Annotated in this window: 16 protein-coding genes; all 16 read left to right on the top strand. The window is 53.2% G+C overall.

Annotated features, from left to right (window positions below; all coding sequences use genetic code 11):
• The first annotated feature begins 136 nt into the window (after positions 1 to 136).
• The 16 genes from atpI (at position 137) to phoU (ending at position 15,603) form a co-directional block, all read left to right on the top strand.
• Positions 137 to 517, top strand: coding sequence for a F0F1 ATP synthase subunit I (atpI, locus tag Q5705_06925; protein ID WLI78279.1), 381 nt, complete (start codon positions 137 to 139; stop codon positions 515 to 517).
• An 8-nt stretch (positions 518 to 525) separates the two neighbouring features.
• On the top strand, positions 526 to 1,344 hold the full coding sequence (gene atpB, locus Q5705_06920) for a F0F1 ATP synthase subunit A (GenBank protein ID WLI78278.1): 819 nt from the start codon (positions 526 to 528) through the stop codon (positions 1,342 to 1,344).
• A 48-nt stretch (positions 1,345 to 1,392) separates the two neighbouring features.
• Positions 1,393 to 1,632, top strand: coding sequence for a F0F1 ATP synthase subunit C (gene atpE / locus Q5705_06915; protein WLI78277.1), 240 nt, complete (start codon positions 1,393 to 1,395; stop codon positions 1,630 to 1,632).
• Positions 1,633 to 1,690: 58 nt separating this feature from the next.
• Positions 1,691 to 2,161 carry a F0F1 ATP synthase subunit B gene (atpF, locus tag Q5705_06910; protein WLI78276.1) on the top strand — a complete coding sequence of 157 codons (471 nt, stop codon included), beginning with the start codon at positions 1,691 to 1,693 and terminating at the stop codon, positions 2,159 to 2,161.
• Between the two features lie 13 nt (positions 2,162 to 2,174).
• Positions 2,175 to 2,708 carry a F0F1 ATP synthase subunit delta gene (atpH, locus tag Q5705_06905; GenBank protein WLI78275.1) on the top strand — a complete coding sequence of 178 codons (534 nt, stop codon included), beginning with the start codon at positions 2,175 to 2,177 and terminating at the stop codon, positions 2,706 to 2,708.
• A 12-nt stretch (positions 2,709 to 2,720) separates the two neighbouring features.
• Positions 2,721 to 4,262 carry a F0F1 ATP synthase subunit alpha gene (gene atpA / locus Q5705_06900; GenBank protein WLI78274.1) on the top strand — a complete coding sequence of 514 codons (1,542 nt, stop codon included), beginning with the start codon at positions 2,721 to 2,723 and terminating at the stop codon, positions 4,260 to 4,262.
• A 50-nt stretch (positions 4,263 to 4,312) separates the two neighbouring features.
• The gene (gene atpG / locus Q5705_06895) at positions 4,313 to 5,176 is read left to right on the top strand and encodes a F0F1 ATP synthase subunit gamma (GenBank protein WLI78273.1); all 864 of its coding nucleotides are present in this window, start codon (positions 4,313 to 4,315) and stop codon (positions 5,174 to 5,176) included.
• A gap of 26 nt (positions 5,177 to 5,202) precedes the next feature.
• The gene (gene atpD, locus Q5705_06890) at positions 5,203 to 6,585 is read left to right on the top strand and encodes a F0F1 ATP synthase subunit beta (protein WLI78272.1); all 1,383 of its coding nucleotides are present in this window, start codon (positions 5,203 to 5,205) and stop codon (positions 6,583 to 6,585) included.
• 20 nt (positions 6,586 to 6,605) lie between these two features.
• On the top strand, positions 6,606 to 7,025 hold the full coding sequence (locus tag Q5705_06885) for a F0F1 ATP synthase subunit epsilon (protein WLI78271.1): 420 nt from the start codon (positions 6,606 to 6,608) through the stop codon (positions 7,023 to 7,025).
• Positions 7,026 to 7,317: 292 nt separating this feature from the next.
• Entirely contained in the window at positions 7,318 to 8,688 is a 1,371-nt protein-coding gene (gene glmU / locus Q5705_06880; protein WLI78270.1) for a bifunctional UDP-N-acetylglucosamine diphosphorylase/glucosamine-1-phosphate N-acetyltransferase GlmU, read from the top strand.
• Positions 8,689 to 8,838: 150 nt separating this feature from the next.
• On the top strand, positions 8,839 to 10,668 hold the full coding sequence (gene glmS / locus Q5705_06875) for a glutamine--fructose-6-phosphate transaminase (isomerizing) (GenBank protein ID WLI78269.1): 1,830 nt from the start codon (positions 8,839 to 8,841) through the stop codon (positions 10,666 to 10,668).
• 305 nt (positions 10,669 to 10,973) lie between these two features.
• A complete protein-coding gene (gene pstS / locus Q5705_06870) occupies positions 10,974 to 12,014 on the top strand; it encodes a phosphate ABC transporter substrate-binding protein PstS (protein ID WLI78268.1) in 1,041 nt (346 codons plus the stop codon).
• A 125-nt stretch (positions 12,015 to 12,139) separates the two neighbouring features.
• Entirely contained in the window at positions 12,140 to 13,099 is a 960-nt protein-coding gene (pstC, locus tag Q5705_06865; protein ID WLI78267.1) for a phosphate ABC transporter permease PstC, read from the top strand.
• On the top strand, positions 13,099 to 13,989 hold the full coding sequence (pstA, locus tag Q5705_06860; protein ID WLI78266.1) for a phosphate ABC transporter permease PstA: 891 nt from the start codon (positions 13,099 to 13,101) through the stop codon (positions 13,987 to 13,989). The genes pstC and pstA overlap by 1 nt, the downstream gene beginning before the upstream one ends.
• A 46-nt stretch (positions 13,990 to 14,035) precedes the next feature.
• Positions 14,036 to 14,809 carry a phosphate ABC transporter ATP-binding protein PstB gene (gene pstB / locus Q5705_06855; protein ID WLI78265.1) on the top strand — a complete coding sequence of 258 codons (774 nt, stop codon included), beginning with the start codon at positions 14,036 to 14,038 and terminating at the stop codon, positions 14,807 to 14,809.
• A 68-nt stretch (positions 14,810 to 14,877) separates the two neighbouring features.
• Entirely contained in the window at positions 14,878 to 15,603 is a 726-nt protein-coding gene (gene phoU / locus Q5705_06850) for a phosphate signaling complex protein PhoU (GenBank protein ID WLI78264.1), read from the top strand.
• Positions 15,604 to 15,661 lie beyond the last annotated feature (58 nt).

Genomic DNA, 15,661 nt, shown 5'->3' with positions numbered 1-15,661 from the left:
TTTCGCTACTTATTGTTTGAAATCACGAGGCCGCACCGTATAATTTGACCGCTTTTTGCTGCTTGACTCCGGGCCTTAAAGAACGTTTTATACGACACGCGGCATACCTCAAAGGGAGCAGGAGTTAAGAAACGTAATGTCTGTGTCGCTCTTAAGTCGAAACGCTGCTCGCAAGCTTCTGCTTATTCAGTTTCTGGCAGTAATGGCAAGTGGATTGCTGTTTAGCCTCAAAGACCCCTTCTGGGGCATTTCCGCCGTGAGCGGAGGTATGGCAGTCTTATTGCCGAATATGTTGTTTATGATTTTTGCCTGGCGTCATCAGGCGCATACACCTGCTAAAGGCCGCGTGGCCTGGACCTTCGCCTTCGGTGAAGCACTCAAGGTGTTGTTGACATTCGTGTTACTGGTGGTGGCGCTGGCGGTTTTTAAGGTGGCTTTTTTGCCGCTGATAGTCACGTGGGTTTCGGTGCTGGTCGTTCAAATACTGGCACCTGCTGTAATTAACAACAAAGGGTAAGAGGCATCATGTCTGCAGGAGAAATCTCAACACCGCAGGAGTACATCGGTCACCATCTGAATAACCTTCAGATTGACTTACGTACCTTCTCGCTGGTGGATCCGCATAACCCCCCGGCCACTTTCTGGACGCTGAATATCGACTCCATGTTTTTCTCGGTGGTACTGGGTCTGTTGTTCCTGGTGATGTTCCGTAGCGTGGCGAAAAGAGCGACCAGCGGCGTCCCGGGGAAATTCCAGACGGCGATTGAGCTGGTTATTGGTTTTGTTCATGGTAGCGTCAAAGACATGTACCACGGCAAAAGCAAGCTTATCGCTCCACTGGCCCTGACGATTTTCGTCTGGGTATTCCTGATGAACCTGATGGATTTGCTGCCTATCGATCTGCTGCCGTATATCGGCGAGCATGTTCTTGGTCTGCCTGCCCTGCGTGTGGTGCCGTCTGCTGACGTCAACATCACGCTGTCTATGGCGCTGGGCGTGTTTATCCTGATTCTGTTCTACAGCATCAAAATGAAGGGTATTGGCGGTTTCGCTAAAGAGCTGACTCTCCAGCCGTTCAACCATCCGGTATTTATTCCGGTAAACCTTATCCTTGAAGGCGTGAGCCTGCTGTCCAAACCGGTTTCTCTCGGTCTGCGACTGTTCGGCAACATGTACGCGGGTGAGTTGATTTTCATTCTGATCGCGGGTCTTCTGCCGTGGTGGTCACAGTGGATTCTGAATGTGCCATGGGCCATTTTCCACATCCTGATCATTACGCTGCAAGCCTTTATCTTCATGGTTCTGACGATTGTCTATCTGTCGATGGCGTCCGAAGAACATTGATTTTTAACAACACTACTACGTTTTAACTGAAACAAACTGGAGACTGTCATGGAAAACCTGAATATGGATCTGCTGTACTTGGCTGCCGCTGTGATGATGGGTCTGGCGGCAATCGGTGCTGCGATCGGTATCGGCATCCTCGGGGGTAAATTCCTGGAAGGCGCAGCACGTCAGCCGGATCTGATTCCTCTGCTGCGTACTCAGTTCTTTATCGTTATGGGTCTGGTGGATGCTATCCCGATGATCGCTGTAGGTCTGGGTCTGTACGTGATGTTTGCTGTCGCGTAGTAAGGGTTGCTTTCCAAGCAATTGTTTAGAATGTTAACCAGATAAGAGGCATTGTGCTGTGAATCTAAACGCAACAATCCTCGGCCAGGCCATCGCGTTTGTCCTGTTCGTTCTGTTCTGCATGAAGTATGTATGGCCACCGTTAATGGCTGCCATCGAAAAACGTCAAAAAGAAATTGCTGACGGTCTCGCTTCCGCAGAACGAGCTAAAAAGGACCTGGATCTTGCGCAGGCCAATGCGACCGACCAGCTGAAAAAAGCGAAAGCTGAAGCTCAGGTAATCATTGAACAGGCGAACAAACGTCGTTCTCAGATCCTGGACGAAGCGAAAACTGAAGCCGAGCAGGAACGTAACAAAATCGTGGCGCAGGCGCAGGCGGAAATTGACGCCGAACGTAAACGCGCCCGCGAAGAGCTGCGTAAACAAGTGGCTCTGCTGGCTGTTGCCGGTGCCGAGAAGATCATCGAGCGTTCCGTGGATGAAGCTGCTAACAGCGACATCGTGAATAAACTGGTCGCTGAACTGTAAGGAGGAGGGGCTGATGTCTGAATTTGTAACGGTAGCTCGCCCCTACGCCAAAGCAGCTTTTGACTTTGCCGTCGAAACCCAAAGCGTTGATCGCTGGCAGGATATGCTGGCGTTTGCCGCCGAGGTGACGAAAAACGAACATATGGCAGAGCTTCTCTCCGGTGCGCTTGCACCGGAAACGCTCGCTGAGTCGTTTAACGCCGTATGTGGTGAGCAACTTGACGAAAAAGGCCAAAACCTGATTCGTGTGATGGCCGAAAACGGTCGTCTGAAGGCGCTCCCTGATGTTCTTGAGCAGTTTATTCAATTGCGCGCGGCAAGCGAGGCTATCGCCGAAGTCGATGTGACTTCCGCCACCGCACTGAGTGAAGAACAGCTTGCGAAAATCAGCGCCGCGATGGAAAAACGTCTGTCACGCAAAGTTAAGCTGAATTGCAATATCGATAAGTCTGTAATGGCAGGCGTAATCATCCGTGCGGGTGATATGGTCATTGATGGTAGCGTACGCGGCCGTCTTGAACGCCTTGCAGACGTCTTGCAGTCTTAAGGGGACTGGAGCATGCAACTGAATTCCACCGAAATCAGCGAACTGATCAAGCAGCGCATTGCTCAGTTCAGTGTTGTGAGTGAAGCTCACAACGAAGGTACTATTGTTTCTGTAAGCGACGGTGTTATCCGCATCCACGGCCTGGCCGATTGTATGCAGGGCGAGATGATTTCTCTGCCGGGTAACCGTTACGCTATCGCACTGAACCTGGAGCGCGACTCCGTAGGTGCAGTTGTGATGGGTCCGTATGCTGACCTCGCCGAAGGCATGAAGGTTAAGTGTACTGGCCGTATTCTTGAAGTTCCGGTTGGTCGTGGCATGTTAGGCCGCGTGGTGAACACCCTGGGTGCGCCAATCGACGGTAAAGGCCCTGTTGATAACGATGGCTTCTCGCCAATCGAAGTTATCGCACCGGGCGTTATCGATCGTCAGTCCGTCGATCAGCCGGTACAGACCGGTTATAAATCCGTTGATGCCATGATCCCAATCGGTCGTGGTCAGCGTGAGCTGATCATCGGCGACCGTCAGACCGGTAAAACGGCGATGGCTATCGATGCGATCATCAACCAGCGCGACTCCGGCATCAAATGTGTGTACGTGGCTATCGGCCAGAAAGCGTCCACCATTTCCAACGTGGTTCGTAAACTGGAAGAGCACGGCGCGCTGGCCAACACCATCGTTGTTGTGGCAACCGCTTCTGAATCTGCTGCACTGCAATACCTGGCTCCGTATGCCGGTTGCGCAATGGGCGAATACTTCCGTGACCGCGGTGAAGATGCACTGATCGTTTACGATGACCTGTCCAAACAGGCTGTTGCTTACCGTCAGGTTTCCCTGCTGCTCCGTCGTCCGCCAGGACGTGAAGCATTCCCGGGCGACGTATTTTACCTCCACTCCCGTCTGCTGGAGCGCGCATCCCGCGTAAACGCGGAATACGTTGAGAACTTCACCAAAGGTGAAGTGAAAGGTAAAACCGGCTCCCTGACCGCTCTGCCGATTATCGAAACGCAGGCGGGTGACGTTTCCGCGTTCGTTCCGACCAACGTAATTTCTATTACCGATGGTCAGATCTTCCTGGAAACTAACCTGTTCAACTCCGGTATTCGTCCGGCGGTTAACCCGGGTATCTCCGTATCCCGTGTGGGTGGCGCAGCGCAGACCAAGATCATCAAGAAACTGTCCGGTGGTATTCGTACCGCGCTGGCGCAGTATCGTGAACTGGCGGCGTTCTCGCAGTTCGCATCCGATCTGGATGAAGCAACCCGTAAACAGCTGAGCCATGGTCAGAAAGTGACCGAGCTGCTGAAACAGAAACAGTATGCCCCTATGTCTGTTGCACAACAGGGCCTGGTGCTGTTCGCGGCTGAACGCGGTTACCTCGAAGATGTGGAACTGGCGAAAATCGGTAGCTTCGAAGCCGCTCTGCTGGCGTACGTTGACCGTGAACACGCTCCGCTGATGCAAGAGATTAACCAGTCCGGTGGCTATAACGACGAAATCGAAGGCAAGCTGAAAAGCATCCTCGATTCCTTCAAAGCAACCCAGTCCTGGTAACGTCTGGCGGCCTGTCTTAGGGCAGGCCGTAAGGCATTGAGGAGAAGCTCATGGCCGGCGCAAAAGAGATACGTAGTAAGATCGCAAGCGTCCAGAACACGCAAAAGATCACTAAAGCGATGGAGATGGTCGCCGCTTCCAAAATGCGTAAATCGCAGGATCGCATGGCGTCCAGCCGTCCTTATGCAGATACCATGCGCAAAGTGATTGGTCACCTTGCGAACGGTAATCTGGAATATAAGCACCCCTACCTGGAAGAACGCGACGTTAAACGCGTGGGCTACCTGGTAGTGTCGACCGACCGTGGTCTGTGCGGTGGTTTGAACATTAACCTGTTCAAAAAACTGCTGGCGGATATGAAAGCATGGTCCGATAAAGGCGTTCAGAGCGAACTCGCGATGATCGGCTCTAAAGGCGTGTCTTTCTTCAATTCCGTAGGTGGCAACGTTGTCGCTCAGGTGACCGGTATGGGTGATAACCCGTCCCTGTCGGAACTGATCGGCCCCGTTAAAGTCATGCTACAGGCCTACGACGAAGGTCGTTTGGACAAGCTTTATATTGTTAGTAATAAATTTATCAACACCATGTCTCAGGCTCCGACCATCACTCAGCTGCTGCCGTTACCGGCCGCAGAAGATGAAGATTTGAAGCGTAAATCCTGGGATTATCTGTACGAGCCTGATCCAAAAGCGCTGCTGGATACTCTCCTGCGCCGTTATGTTGAATCTCAGGTTTATCAGGGTGTTGTTGAAAACCTGGCCAGCGAGCAGGCCGCACGTATGGTGGCGATGAAAGCCGCGACCGACAATGGCGGCAGCCTGATCAAAGAGCTGCAGTTGGTATACAACAAAGCTCGTCAGGCCAGCATTACTCAGGAACTCACCGAGATCGTCGGTGGTGCATCCGCGGTATAACCAGGTTAATTCGTAGAGGATTCATGATGGCTACTGGAAAAATTGTCCAGGTAATCGGCGCCGTGGTTGACGTCGAATTCCCTCAGGATGCCGTACCGCGCGTGTACGATGCTCTTGAGGTTAAGAATGGTAACGAGACGCTGGTGCTGGAAGTTCAGCAGCAGCTCGGCGGCGGTATCGTACGTACCATCGCCATGGGTTCTTCCGACGGTCTGCGTCGTGGTCTTGAAGTGACTGACCTTTCGCACCCGATCGAAGTCCCGGTAGGTAAAGCAACACTGGGTCGTATCATGAACGTGCTCGGTCAGCCGATCGACATGAAAGGCGACATCGGTGAAGAAGAGCGTTGGGCTATCCACCGCGCAGCACCGTCCTATGAAGAGCTCTCCAGCTCTCAGGAACTGCTGGAAACCGGCATCAAAGTTATCGACCTGATGTGTCCGTTCGCCAAGGGCGGTAAAGTCGGTCTGTTCGGTGGTGCGGGCGTAGGTAAAACCGTAAACATGATGGAGCTTATTCGTAACATCGCGATTGAGCACTCCGGTTACTCTGTGTTTGCGGGCGTGGGTGAACGTACTCGTGAGGGTAACGACTTCTACCACGAAATGACCGACTCCAACGTACTGGACAAAGTATCCCTGGTGTACGGCCAGATGAACGAGCCGCCGGGAAACCGTCTGCGCGTTGCACTGACCGGCCTGACCATGGCTGAGAAGTTCCGTGACGAAGGTCGTGACGTTCTGCTGTTCGTCGACAACATCTACCGTTATACCCTCGCCGGTACTGAAGTATCCGCACTGCTGGGCCGTATGCCTTCAGCGGTAGGTTACCAGCCGACGCTGGCGGAAGAGATGGGTGTTCTGCAAGAACGTATCACCTCCACCAAAACCGGTTCTATCACCTCCGTTCAGGCGGTATACGTACCTGCGGATGACTTGACTGACCCGTCTCCGGCAACCACCTTTGCGCACCTTGACGCAACCGTGGTACTGAGCCGTCAGATCGCTTCTCTGGGTATCTACCCGGCCGTTGACCCGCTGGATTCCACCAGCCGTCAGCTGGATCCGCTGGTGGTTGGTCAGGAGCACTACGACACCGCGCGTGGAGTACAGTCTCTGCTGCAACGTTACCAGGAACTGAAAGACATTATTGCCATTCTGGGTATGGATGAACTGTCTGAAGAAGACAAACTGGTGGTTGCGCGCGCTCGTAAGATCCAGCGCTTCCTGTCCCAGCCGTTCTTCGTTGCGGAAGTATTCACCGGTTCTCCGGGTAAATACGTTTCCCTGAAAGACACCATCCGTGGCTTTAAAGGCATTATGGAAGGCGAATACGACCACCTGCCGGAGCAGGCGTTCTACATGGTCGGTTCCATCGAAGAAGCCGTGGAAAAAGCCAAAAAACTTTAACGCCTTAATCGGAGGGTGATATGGCAATGACTTACCACCTGGACGTCGTCAGCGCAGAGAAACAGATGTTCTCTGGTCTGGTCGAAAAAATCCAGGTAACGGGCAGTGAAGGTGAACTGGGTGTGTTCCCGGGTCACGCGCCGCTGCTCACCGCCATTAAGCCTGGTATGATCCGCATCGTAAAACAGTTCGGTCATGAAGAGTTTATCTACCTGTCCGGCGGCATTCTCGAAGTGCAGCCTGGCAGTGTGACCGTTCTGGCTGATACCGCTATTCGTGGTCAGGATCTCGACGAAGCGCGAGCCCTGGAATCGAAGCGCAAAGCAGAAGAGCACATTAATAGCTCTCACGGTGACGTGGATTACGCTCAGGCGTCTGCGGAGCTGGCGAAAGCCATCGCGAAACTGCGTGTTATCGAGTTGACGAAAAAAGCGATGTAACACCGGCTTGAACGTTAAAAAGCCAGTCTGGTTTCCAGGCTGGCTTTTTTTATGCGTAATCTTTATTCAGGATGAAAAAAATCACTAACTCATTGTATAAATGAATAACAGGGCGAAATGGCGCTATGTTTCAGGGTAAAGCTGATTTACTCTGCCCGCAAAATGACCTTCAAATGGCCTGTGAGCGGGGAGATTGCACATTTCACCGACAGTCCATTTCATGCTGCAAAAGATGTAGTAATTTCAACATGAAAGAGGTTAACTTCTTTCCCAAATGATAGTCAGGACGAATATGTTGAACACAAAAATGAGTGTGGTGATCCTTGCTGCTGGCAAAGGCACACGCATGTATTCCGATCTTCCCAAAGTGCTGCATACCCTTGCAGGGAAAGCGATGGTTCAGCATGTCATTGATACCGCTAATAATCTTGGCGCTCATCAGGTTCATCTTGTCTATGGTCACGGCGGTGAATTGCTCAGGCAACGTCTCACCGACGACAAACTCAACTGGGTGTTGCAAGCTGAACAGCTCGGCACCGGTCATGCCATGCAGCAGGCCGCGCCATTTTTTGCTGACGACGAAGATATTTTAATGCTCTACGGCGATGTGCCACTGATCTCGGTCGAGACGCTTGAGCGCCTGCGTGAAGCAAAACCGCAGGGCGGAATCGGTCTGCTCACCGTTGTACTCGACGATCCAACCGGCTATGGCCGTATCACGCGTGAGAATGGCGTGGTGACCGGGATTGTCGAGCAGAAAGATGCCAGCGAAGCCCAGCGTCAGATCAATGAAATCAATACCGGCATTCTTGTCGCCAACGGCGGCGATTTGAAACGCTGGCTCGGCAAGCTCACCAATAATAATGCCCAGGGTGAATACTACATCACCGACATCATCAGCCTGGCTTATCACGAAGGGCGTGAAATTGCTGCCGTGCATCCGCAGCGCTTAAGCGAAGTCGAAGGCGTGAATAATCGCCTCCAGCTTTCGCGTCTCGAGCGCGCTTATCAGACAGAACAAGCTGAAAAACTGCTGCTGGCGGGCGTGATGTTGCGCGATCCGTCGCGCTTTGACCTGCGCGGTACGCTGGAGCACGGGCGGGATGTGGAGATCGATGCTAACGTCATTATCGAAGGCAACGTTAAATTGGGCGATCGCGTCAAGATTGGCGCGGGTTGCATTATCAAAAACAGCGTGATTGGCGATGATTGCGACATCAGCCCCTACAGCGTGGTGGAAGATGCCCGTCTGGAAGCTGACTGCACCATTGGGCCGTTTGCCCGTTTACGCCCGGGCGCAGAGCTGCTGGTGGGCGCGCACGTTGGTAACTTTGTTGAGATGAAAAAAGCGCGTCTCGGTAAAGGTTCCAAAGCCGGTCATCTGACCTACCTGGGCGATGCGGAAATTGGCGACAACGTGAATGTCGGCGCGGGTGTCATTACCTGCAACTACAATGGCGCAAACAAATTTAAAACTATCATTGGCGACGATGTGTTTGTTGGCTCCGATACGCAACTTGTGGCGCCGGTTACCGTTGCAAAAGGCGCGACCATTGCCGCCGGAACGACCGTCACGCGCGATGTCGCAGAAAATGAACTGGTTATAAGCCGCGTACCACAGATCAACAAACAGGGCTGGAAACGCCCGGTTAAGAAGAAGTAGTCCGGATAAGCGCAGCGCCATCCGGCAATGGATTTAATGCAGTACCTATAAAAATAACCCCACTCTCTACAAGGCTCGGGGCGTCCGAAAAACGGACATACAGGTTGACCGACAACAAAAGGCATAACGCCAAAATCGGAATCAAAAAATATGTGTGGAATTGTAGGCGCAGTCGCGCAGCGTGATGTTGCAGAAATTCTTCTCGAAGGCTTACGTCGCCTTGAATACCGTGGTTATGACTCTGCCGGTCTAGCCGTCGTCGACAACGAAGGTCACATGACCCGTCTGCGTCGCCTCGGTAAAGTGCAGATGCTCTCCCAGGCGGCGGAAGACCATCCGTTGCATGGCGGAACAGGTATCGCGCACACGCGCTGGGCAACGCATGGTGAGCCGTCGGAAGGCAACGCGCACCCGCATGTGTCTGACCATATCGTCGTCGTCCATAACGGCATTATCGAAAACCATGAACCGCTGCGCGAAACGTTACAAGCGCGTGGCTATGTCTTTGTTTCTGAAACCGATACTGAAGTGATCGCGCACCTGGTGCACTGGGAGCTGGAACAGGGCGGTACGCTGCGTGAAGCGGTACTGCGCGCCATCCCACAGTTACGCGGCGCTTACGGCACGGTGATTATGGATACGCGCCATCCTGATACGCTGCTGGCCGCGCGCTCTGGTAGCCCGCTGGTTATCGGTCTCGGTATGGGTGAAAACTTTATCGCGTCCGATCAGTTGGCCTTACTGCCGGTGACTCGCCGCTTTATCTTCCTCGAAGAGGGCGATATTGCTGAAGTAACCCGCCGCAGCGTGACGGTATTCGATAAATCAGGCGCACAGATTAAACGCCCGGATATCGAATCCAGTCTGCAATACGATGCCGGTGATAAAGGTATTTATCGCCACTACATGCAAAAAGAGATCTACGAGCAGCCGAACGCCATCAAAAACACCCTGACCGGGCGCATCAGCCACGGCGAAGTGGATCTGAGCGAACTGGGGCCAAACGCCAACGAAATGCTGACAAAAGTCGAGCATATTCAGATCGTTGCCTGCGGGACGTCTTATAACTCCGGTATGGTTTCCCGTTACTGGTTTGAAGCGCTGGCCGGTGTGCCGTGCGATGTCGAAATCGCCTCTGAATTCCGCTATCGCAAATCCGCCGTGCGTCGTAACAGCCTGATGATTACGCTATCGCAATCCGGGGAAACGGCCGATACGCTGGCCGCTCTGCGTCTGTCCAAAGAGCTGGGCTATTTAGGTTCGCTGGCGATTTGTAACGTGCCGGGCTCCTCGCTGGTGCGTGAATCCGACCTGGCAATGATGACCAATGCGGGTACCGAAATCGGTGTCGCATCGACCAAAGCATTTACCACGCAGTTAACGGTGCTGTTGATGCTGGTGGCGAAACTGAGCCGCCTGAAAGGTCAGGATGTAGCCATTGAACACGATATCGTTCATGGTTTGCAGGCGCTGCCGAGCCGTATTGAGCAGATGCTGTCGCAGGATAAACGCATCGAAGCGCTGGCGGAGGACTTCTCTGACAAGCATCACGCGCTGTTCCTCGGTCGTGGCGATCAGTACCCGATCGCGCTGGAAGGCGCATTGAAGCTGAAAGAGATCTCCTATATTCACGCAGAAGCCTATGCCGCCGGTGAGTTGAAACATGGCCCGCTGGCGCTGATCGATGCGGATATGCCGGTTATCGTTGTGGCACCCAACAACGAATTGCTGGAAAAACTGAAATCCAACATCGAAGAAGTGCGCGCCCGTGGCGGCGTGCTGTATGTCTTCGCCGATCAGGATGCTGGCTTCACCAGCAGCGACAATATGCACATCATCGAAATGCCGCACGTGGAAGAGGTTATCGCGCCTATCTTCTACACCGTGCCGCTGCAACTGCTGGCTTACCACGTCGCGCTGATCAAAGGCACTGACGTTGACCAGCCGCGTAACCTGGCGAAATCGGTGACCGTGGAATAATTTTTTACTGCCGTAATAACGAACAAGAGGTTGCCTTTCAGCAGCCTCTTTTTTTGCATTTTTTTAGGGGTTATCGTCAGGTTCAGCTACTTTTTCATTGTCACAAATATAAAATATGACTGAAATTTTTCTGAGCCATAAAAAAGTAAGCTATTGATTTAAATGTCGTTAAAAGAGTGCGGTAACTTTATTTTTTTGCTGTCATCAAACAGTAACAATCGTTGCATATAACTGTCATCAAAGTGTCCTATTTTGCTCCGAGTAGCAACTCAAACAACGATTTACAATCCCTGGCAGGAGACATTATGAACGTTATGCGTACCACTGTCGCAACTGTTGTCGCCGCGACCTTTTCTCTGAGTGCTTTTGCTGTAAACGCCGCCGCTAGCCTGACTGGTGCGGGTGCAACTTTCCCTGCGCCGGTGTATGCCAAGTGGGCTGACACCTACCAAAAAGAAACCGGTAATAAGATTAACTATCAGGGCATCGGCTCTTCCGGTGGCGTAAAACAAATTACCGCTAAAACTGTCGATTTCGGTGCATCTGATGCTCCGCTGGCTGACGACAAACTGGCGCAGGAAGGTCTGTTCCAGTTCCCGACTGTTATCGGCGGGATCGTACTGGCTATCAACGTTCCGGGCGTGAAAGCCGGTGAGCTGGTGCTCGACGGTAAAACCCTGGGCGACATCTACCTGGGTAATATCAAAAAATGGGATGACGCAGCAATCGCTAAGCTCAACCCAGGCCTGAAACTGCCTTCTCAGAATATTGCTGTGGTTCGCCGCGCTGACGGTTCCGGTACCTCTTTCGTTTTCACCAGCTACCTGGCGAAAGTGAACGAAGAGTGGAAATCCAAAGTCGGCTCTGGCTCAACGGTTAACTGGCCGACCGGTCTGGGCGGTAAAGGTAACGACGGTATCGCGGCATTCGTACAGCGTCTGCCGGGCTCTATTGGCTATGTTGAATATGCTTACGCTAAGCAGAACAACCTGACCTACACCAAATTGATCTCTGCCGACGGCAAAGCCGTTAGCCCGACTGAAGAGAGCTTCTCTAACGCGGCGAAAGATATCGACTGGAGCAAATCCTTCGCTCAGGACCTGACAAACCAGAAAGGCGCGGATGTGTGGCCAATCACCTCCACCACCTTTATCCTGGTACACAAAGAGCAGGCCAAACCTGAACAAGGCGCTGAAGTGCTGAAATTCTTTGACTGGGCCTACAAAAAAGGCGGCAAACAAGCTAACGACCTTGACTACGCCACCCTGCCGGATAGCGTTGTTGAACAAGTTCGCGCAGCCTGGAAAACCAGCGTAAAAGACAGCAGCGGTAAAGCAGTTTACTAATCGCTGAAATTTGAAGAACATGGCGGATGGCGCTTACACCATCCGCCTTACAGATCCTCTGTAGGCCCGGTAAGCGCAAGCGCCTGCGGGCAACTTCGTAAGACGTTCTAACTGAAGAGTATTTTATGGCTGCAACCAAGCCGGCATTTAACCCACCGGGTAAAAAAGGCGACATGATTTTCAGCGCACTGGTAAGACTGGCTGCGCTGATTGTGTTATTGCTGCTCAGCGGCATTATTGTGTCGTTGATTTTCTCCTCCTGGCCAAGCATTCAGAAGTTTGGTTTCTCCTTTCTGTGGACCAAAGAGTGGGATGCGCCGAACGATATTTACGGTGCGTTGGTGCCCATTTACGGGACTGTCGTCACGTCTGTTATCGCACTGCTGATTGCCGTTCCGGTGAGCTTCGGTATCGCGCTGTTTCTGACGGAACTGTCGCCAGGCTGGCTGAAGCGTCCGCTGGGCATCGCCATCGAACTGCTGGCCGCTATCCCGAGTATCGTCTATGGCATGTGGGGGCTGTTTATCTTCGCGCCGCTGTTTGCGACCTACTTCCAGGAGCCGGTAGGCAATGTGCTTTCCACTATCCCGTTCGTGGGCGCGCTCTTCTCCGGCCCGGCGTTCGGTATCGGGATTCTGGCTGCCGGGGTTATCCTCGCGATTATGATTATTCCGTACATTGCGGCGGTGATGCGCGATGTCTTCGAACAAACGCCGGTAATGATGAAAGAGTCGGCCTACGGCATTGGCTGCACCACCTGGGAGGTTATCTGGCGCATCGTGTTGCCTTTTACCAAAAACGGGGTGATCGGTGGCGTGATGCTGGGACTGGGGCGCGCGCTGGGTGAAACCATGGCGGTGACCTTTATCATCGGCAACACCTACCAACTCGACAGTGCTTCGCTGTTTATGCCAGGCAACAGTATTACGTCCGCGCTGGCGAATGAGTTCGCCGAAGCGGAATCGGGCTTGCACGTTGCCGCGCTGATGGAACTGGGCCTGATCCTGTTCGTGATCACCTTTATCGTGTTGGCTATCTCTAAATTTATGATCCTGCGCCTGGCGAAAAACGAGGGGGCACGCTGATGGCTACGCTTGAAATGCAAAGCACTGCGCAGCTCGCTGAATCGCGCCGCAAGATGCAGGCTAAGCGCCGCCTGAAAAACCGTATCGCCCTGACGCTCTCAATGGCGACCATGGCGTTCGGTCTGTTCTGGCTGGTATGGATCCTGTTATCCACCGTAACGCGCGGTTTTGACGGCATGTCGCTGGCGCTGTTTACGGAAATGACGCCGCCGCCGAATACCGCAGGCGGTGGTCTGGCGAACGCCCTTGCCGGTAGCGGCCTGCTGATCCTGTGGGCAACCGTTATTGGTACACCGTTGGGTATTATGGCGGGGATTTATCTGGCGGAGTATGGCCGCAAATCCTGGCTTGCGGAAATTATCCGTTTTATCAACGACATTTTGCTCTCCGCGCCCTCTATTGTGGTGGGGCTGTTTGTCTACACCATCGTTGTGGCGCAGATGCAGCACTTCTCCGGTTGGGCGGGCGTGATTGCGCTGGCGCTGCTTCAGGTACCGATCGTGATTCGTACCACGGAAAACATGCTGAAACTGGTGCCGGATAGCCTGCGCGAAGCCGCTTACGCGCTGGGTACGCCAAAATGGAAGATGATTTCCGCCATCACGCTGAAAGCGTCTGTTTCCGGGATTATGACCGGCGTGTTGCTGGCGGTTGCGCGTATTGCCGGTGAAACGGCGCCATTGCTGTTTACCGCGCTCTCCAACCAGTTCTGGAGCACCGATATGATGCAGCCTATCGCGAACCTGCCGGTGACCATTTTCAAATTCGCCATGAGCCCCTTTGCCGAATGGCAGCAATTGGCCTGGGCCGGGGTGCTGATTATCACGCTCTGCGTACTGTTGTTGAATATTCTGGCGCGCGTCATTTTCGCCAAGGGTAAACACGGTTAATTTTTGCGACGCGGCGAAAGCGGCGTCGAGTTGAGGAAAGAGATAAATGAGTATGGTTGATATGACGCCGGACAAGATTCAGGTTCGTGATTTGAACTTCTATTACGGCAAATTCCATGCACTGAAAAACATCAGCCTGGATATTGCCCAAAATCAGGTGACGGCGTTTATCGGGCCGTCCGGCTGCGGTAAATCCACGCTGCTGCGTACCTTTAACAAAATGTTTGAGCTTTACCCGGAGCAGCGCGCCGAAGGCGAAATCCTGCTGGACGGCGACAACATTCTCACCAATACCCAGGATATCGCGCTGCTGCGTGCGAAAGTGGGCATGGTGTTCCAGAAACCGACGCCGTTCCCGATGTCGATTTACGACAACATCGCGTTTGGCGTGCGCCTGTTTGAAAAGCTCTCGCGCCCGGATATGGACGAGCGCGTGCAGTGGGCTTTGACCAAGGCCGCACTATGGAATGAAACCAAGGATAAACTGCACCAGAGCGGGTACTCTCTCTCCGGCGGTCAGCAGCAGCGTCTGTGCATCGCCCGTGGTATTGCGATCCGTCCGGAAGTGTTGCTACTGGATGAGCCTTGCTCAGCGCTTGACCCGATCTCAACCGGTCGTATTGAAGAGCTGATCACCGAGCTTAAACAGGATTACACCGTGGTTATCGTGACGCACAACATGCAGCAGGCTGCGCGTTGCTCCGATCACACGGCGTTTATGTATCTCGGTGAGTTGATTGAGTTCAGCAATACAGATGATCTGTTCACTAAGCCGAAGAAGAAGCAAACGGAAGACTATATTACCGGGCGCTATGGCTGATTGCCGAACCGCAAAGGTGCTAGCAACCTCGTTACCACGTGAAATCTGTCGGGCATTTGGAGTGCACCATGGACAATCTCAACCTTAACAAACACATTTCCGGACAGTTCAACGCTGAGCTGGAAAACATTCGCACTCAGGTCATGACCATGGGTGGAATGGTGGAGCAGCAGCTTTCTGATGCGATCACCGCCATGCACAACCAGGACAGCGAGCTGGCAAAGCGCGTTGTTGAGGGTGACAAGCAGGTCAATATGATGGAAGTCGCCATCGACGAAGCCTGCGTGCGCATTATCGCCAAGCGTCAGCCGACGGCGAGCGATTTACGCCTGGTAATGGCGATCATCAAAACTATCGCCGAGCTGGAACGTATTGGTGATGTGGCGGACAAAATCTGCCGTACCGCGCTTGAGAAGTTCTCCCAGCAGCACCAGCCGTTGCTGGTGAGCCTGGAGTCGTTAGGCCGCCACACCGTGCAGATGCTGCATGATGTGCTGGACGCGTTCGCCCGTATGGATCTCGACGAAGCAGTGCGTATCTATCGTGAAGATAAGAAAGTGGATCAGGAATACGAAGGCATTGTGCGTCAGTTAATGACCTACATGATGGAAGATCCCCGCACTATCCCAAGCGTACTCACCGCTCTGTTCTGCGCGCGCTCCATCGAGCGTATTGGAGATCGCTGCCAGAACATCTGCGAATACATCTTCTACTTCGTGAAGGGTCAGGACTTCCGTCACGTTGGCGGCGACGAGCTGGACAAGCTGCTCGCCGGCAAAGATCCCAAAGAGTGATGTCAATAAAAACCCCCTCGTTGATGAGGGGGTTTTGTTTTCCGGCTGATTTACTGCG

The organism is Kosakonia sp. H02, from assembly GCA_030704225.1.
Lineage (GTDB): Bacteria > Pseudomonadota > Gammaproteobacteria > Enterobacterales > Enterobacteriaceae > Kosakonia.
The sequence above is the reverse complement of the archived record's forward strand: the minus strand, read 5'-3'. Positions and strand labels throughout refer to the sequence as shown.